General features: G+C 70.2%; 15 protein-coding genes, 1 tRNA gene and 1 pseudogene. 16 read left to right on the plus strand and 1 reads right to left on the minus strand.

The genetic code is table 11. From position 1 onward, the window contains the following. Positions 1–4: 4 nt before the first annotated feature. The 3 genes from ASD19_RS09900 to serA all read left to right on the plus strand — a co-directional run bounded on the left by ASD19_RS09900 (position 5) and on the right by serA (position 2,580). The gene (locus tag ASD19_RS09900; protein WP_055991936.1) at positions 5–472 is read left to right on the plus strand and encodes a hypothetical protein; all 468 of its coding nucleotides are present in this window, start codon (positions 5–7) and stop codon (positions 470–472) included. After that, positions 469–813 carry a hypothetical protein gene (locus ASD19_RS09905; protein ID WP_055991939.1) on the plus strand — a complete coding sequence of 115 codons (345 nt, stop codon included), beginning with the start codon at positions 469–471 and terminating at the stop codon, positions 811–813. Before ASD19_RS09900 ends, ASD19_RS09905 begins: the two co-directional genes overlap by 4 nt. Positions 814–990: 177 nt before the next feature. Continuing rightward, the gene (serA, locus tag ASD19_RS09910) at positions 991–2,580 is read left to right on the plus strand and encodes a phosphoglycerate dehydrogenase (RefSeq protein ID WP_055991942.1); all 1,590 of its coding nucleotides are present in this window, start codon (positions 991–993) and stop codon (positions 2,578–2,580) included. 22 nt (positions 2,581–2,602) lie between these two features. On the opposite strand, the gene ASD19_RS09915 is transcribed toward serA, so the two are convergent. Beyond that, entirely contained in the window at positions 2,603–3,145 is a 543-nt protein-coding gene (locus tag ASD19_RS09915) for a TetR/AcrR family transcriptional regulator (RefSeq protein WP_055991945.1), read from the minus strand. A gap of 90 nt (positions 3,146–3,235) precedes the next feature. Here ASD19_RS09915 and ASD19_RS09920 point away from each other — a divergent pair, with 90 nt between their 5' ends. The 13 genes and pseudogenes from ASD19_RS09920 to ASD19_RS09980 all read left to right on the plus strand — a co-directional run bounded on the left by ASD19_RS09920 (position 3,236) and on the right by ASD19_RS09980 (position 14,000). Continuing rightward, the gene (locus ASD19_RS09920; protein ID WP_055991947.1) at positions 3,236–4,765 is read left to right on the plus strand and encodes an MFS transporter; all 1,530 of its coding nucleotides are present in this window, start codon (positions 3,236–3,238) and stop codon (positions 4,763–4,765) included. Between the two features lie 34 nt (positions 4,766–4,799). Then, a complete protein-coding gene (locus tag ASD19_RS09925) occupies positions 4,800–5,852 on the plus strand; it encodes a 3-isopropylmalate dehydrogenase (protein ID WP_055991950.1) in 1,053 nt (350 codons plus the stop codon). 32 nt (positions 5,853–5,884) lie between these two features. Beyond that, positions 5,885–7,000, plus strand: coding sequence for a branched-chain amino acid aminotransferase (locus ASD19_RS09930; RefSeq protein ID WP_055992028.1), 1,116 nt, complete (start codon positions 5,885–5,887; stop codon positions 6,998–7,000). A 22-nt stretch (positions 7,001–7,022) separates the two neighbouring features. Then, complete coding sequence (locus tag ASD19_RS09935) at positions 7,023–7,796, plus strand: fumarylacetoacetate hydrolase family protein (protein ID WP_055991953.1); 774 nt, start codon at positions 7,023–7,025, stop codon at positions 7,794–7,796. A gap of 29 nt (positions 7,797–7,825) precedes the next feature. Then, positions 7,826–9,057: pseudogene (locus ASD19_RS09940) on the plus strand (MFS transporter). Positions 9,058–9,112: 55 nt separating this feature from the next. Then, a complete protein-coding gene (gene gltX / locus ASD19_RS09945; RefSeq protein ID WP_055991955.1) occupies positions 9,113–10,627 on the plus strand; it encodes a glutamate--tRNA ligase in 1,515 nt (504 codons plus the stop codon). A gap of 89 nt (positions 10,628–10,716) precedes the next feature. After that, positions 10,717–10,788 (plus strand) — tRNA-Gln (locus tag ASD19_RS09950). A 196-nt stretch (positions 10,789–10,984) separates the two neighbouring features. Further along, positions 10,985–11,185, plus strand: a complete 201-nt coding sequence (locus ASD19_RS09955) for a helix-turn-helix domain-containing protein (RefSeq protein WP_055991958.1) — start codon at positions 10,985–10,987, stop codon at positions 11,183–11,185. Positions 11,186–11,264: 79 nt separating this feature from the next. Next, positions 11,265–12,383 carry a tyrosine-type recombinase/integrase gene (locus tag ASD19_RS09960; protein WP_235563019.1) on the plus strand — a complete coding sequence of 373 codons (1,119 nt, stop codon included), beginning with the start codon at positions 11,265–11,267 and terminating at the stop codon, positions 12,381–12,383. A gap of 142 nt (positions 12,384–12,525) precedes the next feature. Next, positions 12,526–12,825 carry a hypothetical protein gene (locus ASD19_RS09965; RefSeq protein WP_055991964.1) on the plus strand — a complete coding sequence of 100 codons (300 nt, stop codon included), beginning with the start codon at positions 12,526–12,528 and terminating at the stop codon, positions 12,823–12,825. Positions 12,826–12,855: 30 nt separating this feature from the next. Beyond that, a complete protein-coding gene (locus tag ASD19_RS09970) occupies positions 12,856–13,044 on the plus strand; it encodes a hypothetical protein (protein WP_055991967.1) in 189 nt (62 codons plus the stop codon). A gap of 294 nt (positions 13,045–13,338) precedes the next feature. Continuing rightward, entirely contained in the window at positions 13,339–13,689 is a 351-nt protein-coding gene (locus ASD19_RS09975) for a type II toxin-antitoxin system RelE/ParE family toxin (protein WP_055991970.1), read from the plus strand. A gap of 5 nt (positions 13,690–13,694) precedes the next feature. Next, complete coding sequence (locus ASD19_RS09980; protein ID WP_055991973.1) at positions 13,695–14,000, plus strand: helix-turn-helix domain-containing protein; 306 nt, start codon at positions 13,695–13,697, stop codon at positions 13,998–14,000. Positions 14,001–14,251: the final 251 nt, after the last annotated feature.

Raw genomic sequence — 14,251 nt, forward strand, 5'->3', positions numbered from 1 at the left:
CGGCATGACGTCCGGCGACGACGATGCGCTCTCCTGGGAGGGCGACGACGACCCCACGCTCGACGCGCGTGCGGACCGCGCCGCCCGTCCTGCACCGGATGCGCCGCGGGCGACCGCCCGGCCGGCGACCGCCGCGCCGAAGGCCACCCCGTCGGACGAAGCGCCGTCCCTCGGCAGCGCCGCGCTCGTGGCATACGGCGTGCTGGGCGGCGTCTTCGCGCTCTACATGGTCGGCTGGGCCCTCGGCGGCTTCCGGCTGCGCGACCGCGTGCAGGCCGACACCGGCGCGGTGGCCGACGTGATGCTGCAGGGCGCCATGTGGCTCGGCATGCTCGCCCCGGCCATCTGGTTCGTCGCGGCCGTGGTCCTCACCCGAGGAGGCCCGCAGTGGCGCCGGTTCGCGGCGCTCGCGGTCGGCGTGCTGGTGCTCGTGCCGTGGCCGTTCGTGATGATGGGAGCGATGGGACGATGAGCCGCACGACCGCCGCCCGCACGGCTCCCACGTGGGCCGTCGCCGCGATCGCCGGGGCGTTCGCGCTCCTGTTCGCGTATGCCGTGTGGAGCGCCGTCAGCTACCTGGTCGGCTGGATCCAGGCCGCCGAGGTCGCCGGTCTCTCGCTCACGCCGATGGGCTGGACCGTGTGGATCCTGGCGATCGTCCTGCCGATCCTGCTGTTCGGCCTCGCCCTCGGCCTGGGCCGGCGCCGCGGCCTCACCGTGCTCGCGCTCCTGCTGCTCGCGGGGCTCGCGCTGGTGGCGGTGTTCTGGCTCGACGTGATCGCGTACACGACGGTCGTCCTGCCGGTCGGCTGACCGCGGGCGGGCCCGGCGCCGTCCTGGGCCCGCGCGCCGCTCCGATAGAGTTGTGGGGCACGATCGCGCCCCCGGCGGGCCCGCAGGCCGGCCGCGGCGTGGTGTGAACGGACCGACCCGAACCGCCCATCCCCACTCGCGCGGCCCCACGCGCACGCACCGAAGGATCCAGACCCCGTGCCGAAGCCCGTCGTCCTCATCGCCGAAGAACTCTCTCCCGCAACGATCGAGGCGCTCGGTCCCGACTTCGACATCCGCACGGTGGACGGCACCGACCGGCCGGCGCTGTTCGAGGCGCTCGCCGACGCGAACGCGGTGCTGATCCGCTCGGCCACGAAGATGGACGAGGAGGCGATCGGCCGCGCCCCGCAGCTCAAGGTGATCGCCCGCGCGGGCGTGGGCCTCGACAACGTCGACATCAAGGCCGCGACGACGGCGGGCGTGATGGTCGTCAACGCGCCGACCTCCAACATCATCTCGGCCGCCGAGCTGACGTGCGGCCACATCCTGAGCCTCGCGCGTCACATCCCGCCGGCGGCGACGGCGCTCGCGGGCGGCGAGTGGAAGCGCAGCAAGTACACAGGCACCGAGCTGTACGAGAAGACCCTCGGCGTGGTGGGCCTCGGCCGCATCGGCGCGCTCGTCGCGGCGCGGATGCAGGCGTTCGGGATGCGCGTCATGGCCTACGACCCCTACGTCACGCCGCAGCGCGCGCAGCAGCTGGGCGTCGAGCTCGGCTCGCTCGACGAGGTGCTCGAGCAGTCGGACTTCCTCACGATTCACATGCCGAAGACGCCCGAGACGACGGGCATGATCTCCACGGCGCAGCTGAAGAAGATGAAGCCGACCGCGTACGTGATCAACGTCGCGCGCGGCGGCCTGATCGACGAGGCCGCGCTCGAGCAGGCGCTGAAGGACGGCGAGATCGCCGGTGCCGGCCTCGACGTGTTCTCGAGCGAGCCGCCCGCGGACACCCGCCTCACCGGCCTGCCGAACGTCGTCGCGACGCCGCACCTGGGCGCCTCGACCGACGAGGCGCAGGAGAAGGCCGGCGTCTCGGTCGCCAAGTCGGTCAAGCTCGCGCTCGAGGGCGACCTCGTGCCCGACGCGGTCAACGTCGCGGGCGGCGTGATCGACCCCTTCGTGCGCCCCGGCATCGCGCTCGTCGAGAAGCTCGGACAGGTGTTCGCGGGCCTCGCCAAGTCGGCCCTCACGAGCCTCGACATCGAGGTGCGCGGCGAGCTCGCCGCCTACGACGTGAGCGTCTACCGCCTGGCGGCGCTCAAGGGCATCCTGACCAACGTCGTCAGCGAGACCGTCTCGTACGTCAACGCACCCCTGTTCGCCGAGCAGCGCGGGATCGAGACCCGCATGATCGTCGAGGAGGAGAGCCCCGAGTACCGCAACGTCACGATCCTGCGCGGCACGCTCTCGGACGGCACGCTCCTCAGCGTCGCGGGCACGCTCGCCGGCACCCGCATGGTGCAGAAGATCGTCGCGATCAACAACTACGAGATCGAGGTGCCGATCGAGAAGCACCACGTGGTGCTGATCTATCGCGACCGCCCGGGCATCGTCGCGATCTACGGCGAGAAGTTCGGCGCCGCCGGCATCAACATCGAGGGCATGCAAGTCGCCCGCGAGCAGGCCGGCCTCGCGCTCAGCATCGTGACGGTCGACCAGCGCGTGCCCGACGAGGTGCTCGACGAGATCGGCCGCGACATCGAGGCGACGCTGATCACGCAGATCGAGATCACGGAGGACTGACCTCCGCGGGCCGCCGCGCGCGTCAGTCGCGCGCGGCGGTCTCGACGAGCCGGATGAGCGCCGCGAGCGCCTCGCCGCGCGGCACGGGGCCCGGCAGGTCGTTCATGAGGGCCGAGTTGACGTAGATCCCGTCGCTGACGAGCATCACGAGGTCGAGCGCGGCGTCGTCGCGCACGTGCGGGCGCAGCGCCTCGCCCCAGCTCGCGCGCACGGCCGCCAGCTCGGCGGCCGCGGCGGCGTTGCCGCCGTGCGCGAGGCGGCCGACCGCCGTGATCGCGCGGTCGAGGGGCAGCCCCACGTCGCCCGACGTCGACAGGAAGTACGAGATCGGTCCCTCGGGCGCCGTGCGCACCGCCTCGACGTCCTCGGCCGCGAGCATGCGGAGCCGCGCGTACATGCCCTCCTCGAGCGCCTCGCGCGACCCGAAGTGGTAGAGCAGGCCGCCCTTCGAGACCCCGGCCTCGCGCGCCACGCTCTCGAGCGTCGCCGCGCGCTCGCCCTCGGTGATCAGCAGGCGCTCGAAGGCGTCGAGCACCTTCTCGCGGGCGTGCGGGGGACGGCTCATGCGGTCCACCCTCTCATGCCCAGTCGGTGCTCAGCGTGCGCCATTACTGTACCATCTGGACGGTATAGAAAGCGCGAGGAGCGGATCGGCATGACCATCACGGCGACGACGTCGACAGGCACGGCTCAGCGAACGGACTGGCGCGGGTGGGTCGCGCTGGCGGTGCTCATGCTCCCCGTGCTGCTGGTGTCGGTCGACAACACGATCCTGAACTTCGCGCTGCCCGCGATCGCGCGCGATCTCGAGCCGTCCAGCGCCGAGCAGCTCTGGATCATCGACGCCTACTCGCTGGTGCTCGCGGGCCTCCTGGTCACGATGGGATCGCTCGGCGACCGGCTCGGGCGGCGGCGCATGCTGCTGTTCGGCGCGGTGGGCTTCACGGTCGTGTCGGTCCTCGCCGTGTTCGCGCCGACCGCCGGATGGCTGATCGCCGCGCGCGCCGCCATGGGCCTGTTCGGCGCGTCGCTCATGCCGTCGACCATGTCGCTGCTGCGCGACATCTTCCCCGACCGCGACCAGCGCCGGATCGCCGTCGCGATCTGGGCGGGCATGTTCTCGGCCGGGGCCGCGCTCGGCCCGATCGTCGGCGGCTTCCTGATCGAGCACCTGCCGTGGCAGAGCGTGTTCCTGCTCGCCGTCCCCGTGCTCGTCCTGCTCCTGGTGCTCGCGCCGGTGTTCGTGCGCGAGAGCCGCGATCCGCATCCGGGCCCCGTCGACGGCGCGAGCATCGTGCTGTCGATGCTCGCGCTCGCGCCCATCGCGTACGGCATCAAGGAGGTCGCGGTCCACGGCGCGATCGGCGCCGCGCCCATCGCGGTCGGCGCGCTGTTCGCGTGGCTGTTCGTGCGGCGCCAGCGGGCGATGGACGCGCCCATGCTCGACCTGACCCTGTTCCACCGCCCGGCGTTCTCGGGCTCGCTGCTGGTCAACCTGTGCAGCGTGATCGCGCTGGTCGGCTTCCTGTACTTCGCGTCGCAGCACCTGCAGCTGAGCGTGGGCCTGAGTCCCATGGCCGCCGGCTTCGCGCTCGTGCCGGGCATGGCGCTGTCGATCCTGGGCGGTCTCGCGGTGACGCCGATCGCGCGCCGGCATCCGGCGTCGATCGTCGTGCCCGCGAGCCTGATGCTCGCACTGGCCGGGTACCTGATCGTCGCGCTCGCGGGCGCGCACGACCTGTGGCTCATCGTGGTCGCGTTCGCGCTGCTCGGCGCGGGCATCGGCGCCACCGAGACCGTGTCGGGCGAGCTCATCCTCGCCAACGCGCCCGCCGCGAAGGCCGGGGCGGCCAGCGCCGTGTCCGAAACGGCGTATGAGCTGGGTGCGGTGCTGGGCACCTCGATCCTGGGCGGCATCCTGACCGCCGGGTACCGGTCGAGCCTCGTCGTGCCCGCCGGGGTCCCGGATGGGCTCGCCGCGCACGCGCGCGAGACGCTCGCGGGCGCCATGAACGCCGCCGACGAGCTCGGGGGAGAGGTCGGGGGCGCGCTGCGCGCGGCCGCGGCGGACGCGTTCGACGGCGGCGTCGCGGTGACGTCGCTGATCGGCGCGGCCCTGGTCGTGCTGAGCGGGGTCATCGCCGCCATTACGCTGGGAGGACGCCGAGGAGCCGCGCGACCCTGACCGCGCCGGCCGCGGCGGATCCAGAAGGAGAGCAATGTCGCGTGTCGTGAAGCTGGCCGTCATCCCCGGCGACGGGATCGGTCCGGAGGTCGTCGCCGAGGCCGAGAAGGCGCTCGACGCCGTCACCGCCGGATCCGGCGTCTCGTTCGAGAAGACCCGGTTCTCGCTCGGCGCCGGTCGGTACCTCGAGACCGGCGACACCCTGACCGACGAGGACCTCGACGCGATCAAGGCCCACGACGCCATCCTGCTCGGCGCGGTGGGCGGCGTCCCCGGCGACCCGCGCCTGAAGGACGCGAACATCGAGCGGGGGCTGCTGCTGAAGCTGCGCTTCGAGCTCGACCACTACGTGAACCTGCGCCCCTCGAAGCTCTACCCCGGTCAGCCGGGGCCCCTCGCCGACCCCGGCGACATCGACTTCGTCGTGGTGCGCGAGGGCACGGAGGGACCCTACGTCGGCAACGGCGGGTCGATCCGCAAGGGCACCCCGCACGAGGTCGCGAACGAGACCAGCGTCAACACGGCGTACGGCGTCGAGCGCGTGGTGCGCTACGCGTTCGAGCTCGCGGAGCGCCGCTCCAAGAGGCTGACGCTCGTGCACAAGACGAACGTGCTCGTGAACGCCGGCTCGCTGTGGCAGCGCACGGTCCAGGAGGTGGCGATTGGCCATCCCGAGGTCGCCGTAGACTATCTGCACGTCGACGCGGCCACCATCTTCCTGGTCACGAACCCCGGGCGCTTCGACGTCATCGTCACCGACAACCTCTTCGGCGACATCCTCACCGACCTGGCCGGCGCCGTCACCGGCGGAATCGGCCTCGCCGCGTCGGGGAACATCAACCCGAGCGGCGCGTTCCCGTCGATGTTCGAGCCCGTCCACGGCTCGGCGCCGGACATCGCCGGCACGGGCAAGGCGGACCCCACGGCCGCCATCGGATCCATCGCCCTGCTGCTCGACCACCTCGGGCTTCGCGAAGAGGCGGATCGCGTCACGCGCGCGATCGAAGACGACATCAGCGAGCGAGACGGCTCGCCACGCACGACGACGCAGATCGGCGACGCCATCGCCGCCCGGCTGCGGGCGTAACCTGGGGCCGAGCCCCGGAGACAGGACCAGTGATGACCGACACCACCACGACCACCGCTCAGACCGACGCCGGCGTCGCGCCGCTCGAGTTCGCGGTCACGAAGAACCTGGCCGCGAAGTCCTCGGCCCAGCGCGAGGAGATCCTGAAGGATCCCGGCTTCGGCACGCACTTCACGGATCACATGGTCGACATCTGCTGGTCGGCCAAGGGCGGATGGCACCGCCCGCGCGTGCAGCCGTACGGACCCATCAGCCTGGACCCGGCCGCGGCCGTCCTGCACTACGGCCAGGAGATCTTCGAGGGCATCAAGGCGTACCGCCACGCCGACGGCGCCGTCTATACGTTCCGGCCCGACCAGAACGCGCTCCGGCTGCAGCGCAGCGCGCGCCGCCTGGCGCTGCCCGAGCTGCCGGTCGAGCACTTCCTGCAGTCGCTTCGCGAGCTGATCGCGGTCGACGGCGCGTGGGTGCCGTCGGGCGAGGACCAGAGCCTGTACCTGCGGCCCTTCATGTTCGCGAAGGAGGCGTTCCTGGGCGTGCGCCCGGCGCACAAGGTCGCGTACTACGTGATCGCCAGCCCGGCGGGCTCGTACTTCCCGGGTGGCGTGAAGCCCGTGAAGATCTGGCTCTCGGAGAAGTACCAGCGCGCCGCCAAGGGCGGCACCGGCGCGGCCAAGACGGGCGGCAACTACGCCGCCAGCCTGCTGCCGCAGGCCGAGGCCTACGGTCAGGGCTGCGACCAGGTGGTGTTCCTCGACTCCGACGGCAACATCGAGGAGCTCGGCGGCATGAACATCCTGTTCGTGAAGAAGGACGGCACGCTCGTGACGCCCGCCTCGGACAGCATTCTCGACGGCATCACGCGCAACTCGATCCTCGAGCTGGCGCGCGACCGCGGCCTGACGGTCGAGCAGCGCCCCGTGTCGCTCGCCGAGTGGCGCGACGGCGTCGCGTCGGGCGACATCACCGAGGTGTTCGCGTGCGGCACGGCGGCCGTCATCACCCCGATCGGCCTGCTGAAGGGCGAGGGCTTCGAGGACGAGCAGCCGGTCGGCGAGCTCGCGCTGTCGCTGCGCCAGGAGCTCACGGACATCCAGTACGGCCGCCGCGAGGACACGAAGGGCTGGCTCTACCGCCTCGACGCCTGAGACCCGTGGCTAGGCTGAAGCGGTGAAGATCGCGCGGTTCAGCCACAACGACACCATCCGCTTCGGCATCCTGGACGGCACCGAGCTCGTCGTCCTGGCGGGCGATCCGATGTTCGCGGGGTACGAGACGACCGGCGAGCGGGTGCCGCTCGGCGACGCCGCGCTGCTCGCGCCCGTGATCCCGCGCTCGAAGGTCGTGTGCGTCGGCCGCAACTACCGCGACCACGCCGCAGAGCTCGGCAACGAGGTGCCGAAGCAGCCGATGCTGTTCTTCAAGCCGAACACCTCGGTGATCGGCCCGGGCGACGCGATCGTGCGCCCGGTGCAGACGCAGGACACGCAGTGGGAGGGCGAGCTCGCCGTCGTGATCGGCCGGATCGCCAAGAACGTCAAGGCCGCGGACGCGCTCGATTACGTGTTCGGGTACACGATTGCGAACGACGTCACGGCCCGCGACCTGCAGAAGCCGGATGGCCAGTGGGCGCGCGCCAAGGGCTTCGACACGTTCTGCCCGCTCGGGCCGGCGATCGAGACCGACTTCGACTACACGCAGGGCGAGGTCATCACGCGGCTCAACGGCGAGGAGAGGCAGCGCGCGCCGTTCACCGACATGATCTTCGACATCCCGTTCCTGATCGAGTACGCGTCGGCGGCGTTCACGCTGCTGCCCGGCGACGTGCTGCTGACCGGCACGCCGGCGGGCGTCGGGCCGTTCCAGGCGGGCGACACGATCGAGGTCGAGATCCCCGGCCTCGGCGTGCTCCGCAACACCGCCCGCGACGCCCTGGCCGCCTGACGGTGGTCGAGCGCGCCGACACCGAGGAGCTGACGACCGACGAGGTCGCCGGGATCCAGGCGCGCACCGTGCGCGTCCTCGCCGCCGGGCAGGTGCTCGGCGGCGTCGCGTTCGGCGCCACGATCTCGCTGGGAGCGCTGCTCGCGGCCGATCTCTCCGGCGACGAGTCGCTCTCGGGCTTCGCGACCGCGTCGGTCACGCTCGGGGCGGCGCTGTGCGCCATCCCGCTCGCCCGGCTTGCGGGGGCGCGCGGGCGCCGCTTCGCCTTGACGCTCGGAACGTGTTCGCCCTGATCGGCATCGCGACCGTGATCACGGCCGCGGCGATGCGGATCTTCCCGCTGCTGCTGGTCGGCGTCGTCCTGATCGGCGCCGGCAACGCCGGCAACCTCCAGTCGCGGTTCGCCGCCACCGACCTCGCCGCGCCGGCCCGCCGCGGCCGGGACCTCGGCACGGTGGTGAGGGCAACGACGGTAGGCGGCGTCCTCGGGCCCTTGATGCTGACGCCGGGGGAGATGCTCGGCGGGGTGATCGGCATGCCGCGCCTCACCGGGGCCTATCTGTTCTCGATCGTCGCGCAGCTCGCGGCGCTCATCCTGTACCTGGTCGCCCTGCGGCCCGATCCGCTGCGCGTCGCGCAGCGGATCGCGCGGGCCGCCGTCTCGGCCGGGCCGGTGGCGGCCGAGGTCGACCGCCCGATCGCGGCGCGGTACGCGGTGTTCGCGACCGCGGCCTCGCACGTCGTCATGGCCTCGGTCATGGCCATGACCCCCGTGCACCTGTCGCACCTCGCGCACATCGGCCACGGCGCGGCGACCACGGACGTCACGTTGCTCGTCGGCACGACGATCGCGCTGCACGTGCTCGGGATGTACGGGGCCTCGCCGCTGTTCGGCGCGCTCGCCGACCGACTCGGCCGCGTACAGACCGTGCTGATCGGGCAGGGGCTGTTCGCCGCGTCGCTGCTCACCGCCGCCGTGTGGTCCGACGTGCAGGCGGCGGTCGTCGTGGCGCTCGTCCTGCTCGGGCTCGGATGGAGCGCCTCGACCGTCGCCGGAGCGTCCCTCCTCACCGAGAGCACGCCCGTCGCCCTGCGCCCGAAGCGGCAGGGGGTCAGCGACACCGCGATGACCGCATCGGCCGCCGTGGGCGCCGTGCTCGCGGGGCTCGTGCTCGACTGGCTCGGCTACGGCGCGCTGGCGCTGTTCGCGCTCGGGGTGGTCGCCGCGACCACGCTGCTGTCGCCGCTCGGGCGGCGCTGACCCGGGTCCGCGGCCGCGCGGGCGGGGCGGCGCGCCGGAACTAGACTGGTGGGCGATGTCTTCTGCACCCGATCCCCGCACCACGACGGCCACCGGCGCCGACGTCCGCGTGCGCTTCTGCCCCTCGCCCACGGGACTGCCGCACGTCGGCCTGATCCGCACCGCCCTGTTCAACTGGGCCTACGCGCGCCACCACGGCGGCAAGCTCGTGTTCCGCATCGAGGACACGGATGCCGCGCGCGACAGCGAGGAGAGCTACCAGCAGCTGCTCGACGCGCTCCGCTGGCTGCACATCGACTGGGACGAGGGCGTCGAGGTCGGCGGCCCGCACGCGCCGTACCGCCAGTCGCAGCGGCACGACATCTACCGCGAGGTGCTCGACAAGCTGATCGCGAGCGGCGCCGTGTACGAGAGCTTCTCGACCGCCGAGGAGATCGACGCGCGCAACGAGGCCAACGGCCGCGCGAAGCAGCTCGGCTACGACAACTTCGACCGCGACCTCACCGAGGAGCAGAAGGCCGCCTTCCGCGCGGAGGGCCGCCAGCCCGCGCTGCGCCTGCGCGTGCCGGACGACGAGGACCTCACGTTCGTCGACCTGATCCGCGGCGAGATCACGTTCCCGGCCGGGTCGTTCCCGGACTTCGTCATCGTCCGTCCCAACGGCGTGCCGCTGTACACGTTCGTGAACCCCGTGGACGACGCGCTCATGGGCATCACGCACGTGCTGCGCGGCGAGGACCTGATGCCCTCGACCGCCCGCCAGCTCGTGCTCTACCGCGCGCTGATCGACGCGGGCGTGACCAGCTTCATCCCGCGCTTCGGGCACATGCCGCTCGTGCTCGGCGACGGCACCAAGAAGCTGTCGAAGCGCGACCCGCGCGCCGACCTGTTCCTGCAGCGCGAGAAGGGCTTCATCCACGAGGGCCTGCTGAACTACCTGGCGCTGCTGGGCTGGTCGATCGGCCCGGACCGCGACGTGTTCTCGCTCGACGAGTTCATCGCGGCGTTCGACATCGCCGACGTCAACCCGAACCCGGCCCGCTTCGACCAGAAGAAGGCCGAGTCGATCAACGGCGACCACATCCGGATGCTCGAGCCGGCGGACTTCGCCGAGCGCATCACGCCCTACCTCGTGAAGGCGGGCGTGGTGGGGGAGACGCCCACCGACGCGGAGCGCGAGCTGATCTCCAAGGCGGCCCCGCTGATCCAGGAGCGCCTGCCGCTCCTCGGCGACGCCCCGGGTCTGCTCGGGTTCCTGTTCGCCGAGTACGTCACCTATGACGAGGACGCGCGCGCCGGGCTGCCCGAGAACGCCGTCGAGGTGCTGAAGGCCTGTGCGTCGGCGCTCGAGGAGGTGCCCGAGGAGGGCTTCCAGACCGAGGCGATCCAGGCGGCCCTGTCCGCCGCCCTGATCGACGGCCTGGGCCTCAAGCCGCGCGTCGCGTACGGTCCGCCGCGCGTCGCGATCTCCGGCCGCCGCGTCTCGCCGCCCCTGTTCGAGTCGATGGAGCTGCTCGGCAAGGCCGAGTCCATCCGCCGCCTCGTGGCGCTCGTGGAGGAGCTCTCCTGACGCGACACGCCATGGTGCGGCGTCCGGTTTGGCCGCTCCCGAGCTGTCGGGTAAGCTAGACCCTCGGTACGGCTTCGGCCGGACGCCCTTGGGGTATGGTGTAATTGGCAACACGGCTGATTCTGGTTCAGTTGTTCTTGGTTCGAGTCCAGGTACCCCAGCACTGTTTTTCGCAGGATTCCGCATCAGAAGCCACCCTCGTTTAGAGGCTTCTCGACCTGTCTGACAGGGGTCGGGACCAGAAACGGGACCAAAAACCGTCCCGCGCATCCGTGCGCCGGGTGGGTGTCCCGATCTCGACGGGCTCGTGGCGTCCCGTACGGGTGTCCACGGAGGATGCCGGCGCACCTGATGTGCATGGACATCGGCACTTCCGGCATCGCACCGCCGGACTTCAAGACGCAGGCGGAGATCGCCGACATCATCAAGGTGCCCGAGCGAACGCTCGAGGACTGGCGCCTCAACCACGTCGGCCCACCGTACATGAAGCTCGGCCGGCACGTCCGCTACGACCTCTCCGAGGTCTTCGCCTGGGCGCGGGAGCAGCGGCATGCCTAGGCCGCGGATCCAAGCGGGCGAGATCGGTGCCGTTCAGATCACGAGACTCGCTGGGGGCCGCGTTCGCGCTCGTGCTCGCATGCGCGACGATGCCGGTGAGCTCCGGCAGCTGAAGGCCACGGGCGACACCGAAGAGGACGCGCGCGCCGAGCTTCGACGGCTGGCGGCTTCGCTGACGTCGCGCGGTGCCGGAGCGCTCACCGGTGCCAGCACGATCGCCGAGGCCGCCGACGCGTGGCTCGTGCAGGCGAACGCGCGCGCGGATGCCGGAAGCCTCGCGCACTCGACGCTCGAGTCCTACCAGTCCGCGGTGCGACTGGTGCTGAAGCCGGTGTGCGGCGCCGTCACGCTCGACCAGCTCACGGTCGGGCGGTGCGACCGGATCATTCAGAGCATCATGCGCGAGGGTTCGCTTTCGAAGGCCCGCAAGGCTCGTGCCGTGCTGGGGTTGATCTGCGGCTATGCGGTGCGGGATGACGCGATCCCGCGCAATCCCGTCCGTGACGTGCAGCGGCTGCCGATGCCAGAGAAGAAGACCTCCGTGCTGTCGCCGGAGCAGGTCGCCGCGATCCGGGATCTCATGCACCGGTGGCGGGCGACCGGTGGACCAGGACCGCGCCCGAACTACCGGGCACTTATCGACGGCATGGACATCATGCTCGGCACCTCGGCACGCGTGGGGGAGTGCATCGGTCTGCGCCGCAAGGACGTCGATATGACCACCTCACCGCCCACAGTGCTCGTCGACGGAACGATCGTGAGCACCAAGAAGCAAGGGCTGTACCGCAAGAATGCTCCCAAGCGTGCGCGGCAGCGTCGACGTATCGCGTTGCCGGCTCTGGCTGCCGCCGCCGTACGCAGTCGGCTCGTGCTCGCAGGGCCGGGGGAGGACGCGTTCCTCTTCCCGACGAAGACGGGCCGACCGATGAGCGTGAGCAACTACGAGCGACTGCTGCGCACCTTCGTCGAAGACAACACGGCGGAGCTGAGGGCACTGGGGGTCGACGTCGACGAGTTCACGACGCACCTCTATCGACGGACGACGGCGACTCTCGTCGAGCGGGCGGCGGGCATCACGCGCGCCTCACGTCTGCTCGGGCACGCGAACGAGCAGATTACGCGCGCGAGCTACGTCGTCTCCGCCGTCGAAGTCGACCCCATCACGATCGACATCCTCGACGAAGTCCTCGGATCCTGACAGACAAGGAAGGTGCATCATGCGCACAGGACGACCGCCCCTCGAATGGGGCACTCACGGCGAGATCACCACCCGCACCGTCGCAAGCGGTCACGTCCGTGCCAGTGCACGGGTGCGGCTGTGGGATGGAGAACTCCAATGGATGACCGCCACCGCAAGTACAGCGTCAGACGCGCGCGCATCCCTGCAACACCGAATCGCCGAGCGACTTCGGTTCTCGGAGCTCGACGCGTGGCGATATCTCACGCCGGACGACCCCTTCGACGAACTCGCGTACATGTGGCTCGGCGACCTGCAGTGGGACTCGGATGTGAGCTGGTCCACGCATGCACGATGTGAGCGCGTCGTTCGAACGCAGCTCCAGCCGACCTTCGGAAAGTTCAAGATCCGCGAGCTCACCGCGGAGCGGATTGAACAGCGCCTTTCCAGTCAGAGCGTTTAGTCGGAGAAGGTCGTCGCCTCCTCGCGCGGGGTGATCGAGATGCTCCTGGACTTCGCGGTCGGCGAGGGCGTCATCAACTCGAACCCGATGGTGGTCTCGGAAGCCGACGCGGCGCTGTCGCATCTTGGCGATCTCGACACGCACCGGGAGATCGTTCGTGGACGGATCGAACTCCTCAGTGGAGATCAGCGACGCGAAATGCGCGGTGCCGACGACTGAGGCGGCTACGTTACGAGGCGGTGCGCCGCACCACGGCAGACCCGCGCGCAGGTTTCGAACCGGCGGCAAGGGGTCGCAGGTTCAAATCCTCGGCGCATCGTGGGCGAGCCGCGGAAAGTCAACCGACGCCGAGGGTGGCGCAGCCACTCCGATTTGAACCCGTCATCGAGAAGTCACCGAATTGACTTGACTGCCAGATCAAGCCCCGGCAGGCGCGGAAACCCGGCTCGACCAGTCCGTCACTGATGAGTTCGCGCTCGTGCATCTAGACCCTGCATGGTCTAGACTTTGGACGTGTGGAGCGTCGACATCGAGCTGATCGCTGGCTGGCTCGCATCGTTGGATCAGGGCTCTCGGGAGCAAGTCGTCGCGGCGATCGAACTCCTGGAGGAACGTGGTCCTCAACTGGGGCGACCGATCGTTGACACGGTCGTGGCATCCCGTCACAAGAATATGAAAGAGCTTCGTCCGGGCTCTACGGGTCGTTCAGAACTGCGCGTGCTCTTCGCCTTCGACTCGAAGCGATCGGCGATCATGCTCATCGCGGGCGACAAAGCTGGGAACTGGACCCGCTGGTACAAGAAGAACATTCCGTTGGCCGACGACCTTTTCGACCAGCACATCCGCAGATTGAGAGAGGAGTGACCGAGATGGCAATGTCTTTGAAGGAGTTCGTCGCCGACCATCCCGTGGATCGGGGGCGCGTCGACGCACACAAGGAGCGGATGCTCGCCGAGGTTCGCGCCTATCGTCTGCGTGAACTGCGCGAGCAGGCGGGCCTGACGCAGGCCCAACTTGCGGAGCGGATCGGCGTCGGACAGCGCCAGGTGTCCAAGATCGAACACGGCGACCTCGAGAGCGCGAAGATCGGGACCATTCGCAGCTACCTTGAAGCCGTCGGCGGCGGCCTCGCCATTGAGTATGTCGTCGGAGATGAGCGAGTTCAGGTCGCCTGACGGGATGATCGCGGAAGCCGACGTGACGCGCGTCGCGATGCCGGCCCGCACGCGAACTGCATGCAGGGGGTCAGGGGTTCGAGTCCCCTCAGGTCCACCAAAACTCCAGTTAAAATACCGAAACTTCACTCCCTGAACAGGGATTTGGGTCTGCTGAACGAATAGGTGACACCTGATCTGTGGTGCCTGAGGGTGCCGCTGGGAGGATGTCATCATGCCCAAGCCCTATCCGCGCGAGTTCCGTGAGGACG

The sequence above is a fragment of the Microbacterium sp. Root53 genome (assembly GCF_001426925.1).
Lineage (GTDB): Bacteria > Actinomycetota > Actinomycetes > Actinomycetales > Microbacteriaceae > Microbacterium.

Excerpts from the sequence above, each read along its gene's own strand:
- ASD19_RS09980 (WP_055991973.1), top strand. The coding sequence starts at position 13,695 with ATGGCAATGTCTTTGAAGGAGTTCGTCGCCGACCATCCCGTGGATCGG.
- ASD19_RS09920 (WP_055991947.1), top strand. The coding sequence starts at position 3,236 with ATGACCATCACGGCGACGACGTCGACAGGCACGGCTCAGCGAACGGAC.
- ASD19_RS09930 (WP_055992028.1), top strand. The coding sequence starts at position 5,885 with ATGACCGACACCACCACGACCACCGCTCAGACCGACGCCGGCGTCGCG.
- ASD19_RS09905 (WP_055991939.1), top strand. The coding sequence starts at position 469 with ATGAGCCGCACGACCGCCGCCCGCACGGCTCCCACGTGGGCCGTCGCC.
- ASD19_RS09960 (WP_235563019.1), top strand. The coding sequence starts at position 11,265 with ATGCGCGACGATGCCGGTGAGCTCCGGCAGCTGAAGGCCACGGGCGAC.
- ASD19_RS09925 (WP_055991950.1), top strand. The coding sequence starts at position 4,800 with ATGTCGCGTGTCGTGAAGCTGGCCGTCATCCCCGGCGACGGGATCGGT.
- ASD19_RS09965 (WP_055991964.1), top strand. The coding sequence starts at position 12,526 with ATGACCGCCACCGCAAGTACAGCGTCAGACGCGCGCGCATCCCTGCAA.
- ASD19_RS09955 (WP_055991958.1), top strand. The coding sequence starts at position 10,985 with ATGGACATCGGCACTTCCGGCATCGCACCGCCGGACTTCAAGACGCAG.
- gltX (WP_055991955.1), top strand. The coding sequence starts at position 9,113 with ATGTCTTCTGCACCCGATCCCCGCACCACGACGGCCACCGGCGCCGAC.
- ASD19_RS09900 (WP_055991936.1), top strand. The coding sequence starts at position 5 with ATGACGTCCGGCGACGACGATGCGCTCTCCTGGGAGGGCGACGACGAC.
- ASD19_RS09915 (WP_055991945.1), bottom strand. The coding sequence starts at position 3,145 with ATGAGCCGTCCCCCGCACGCCCGCGAGAAGGTGCTCGACGCCTTCGAG.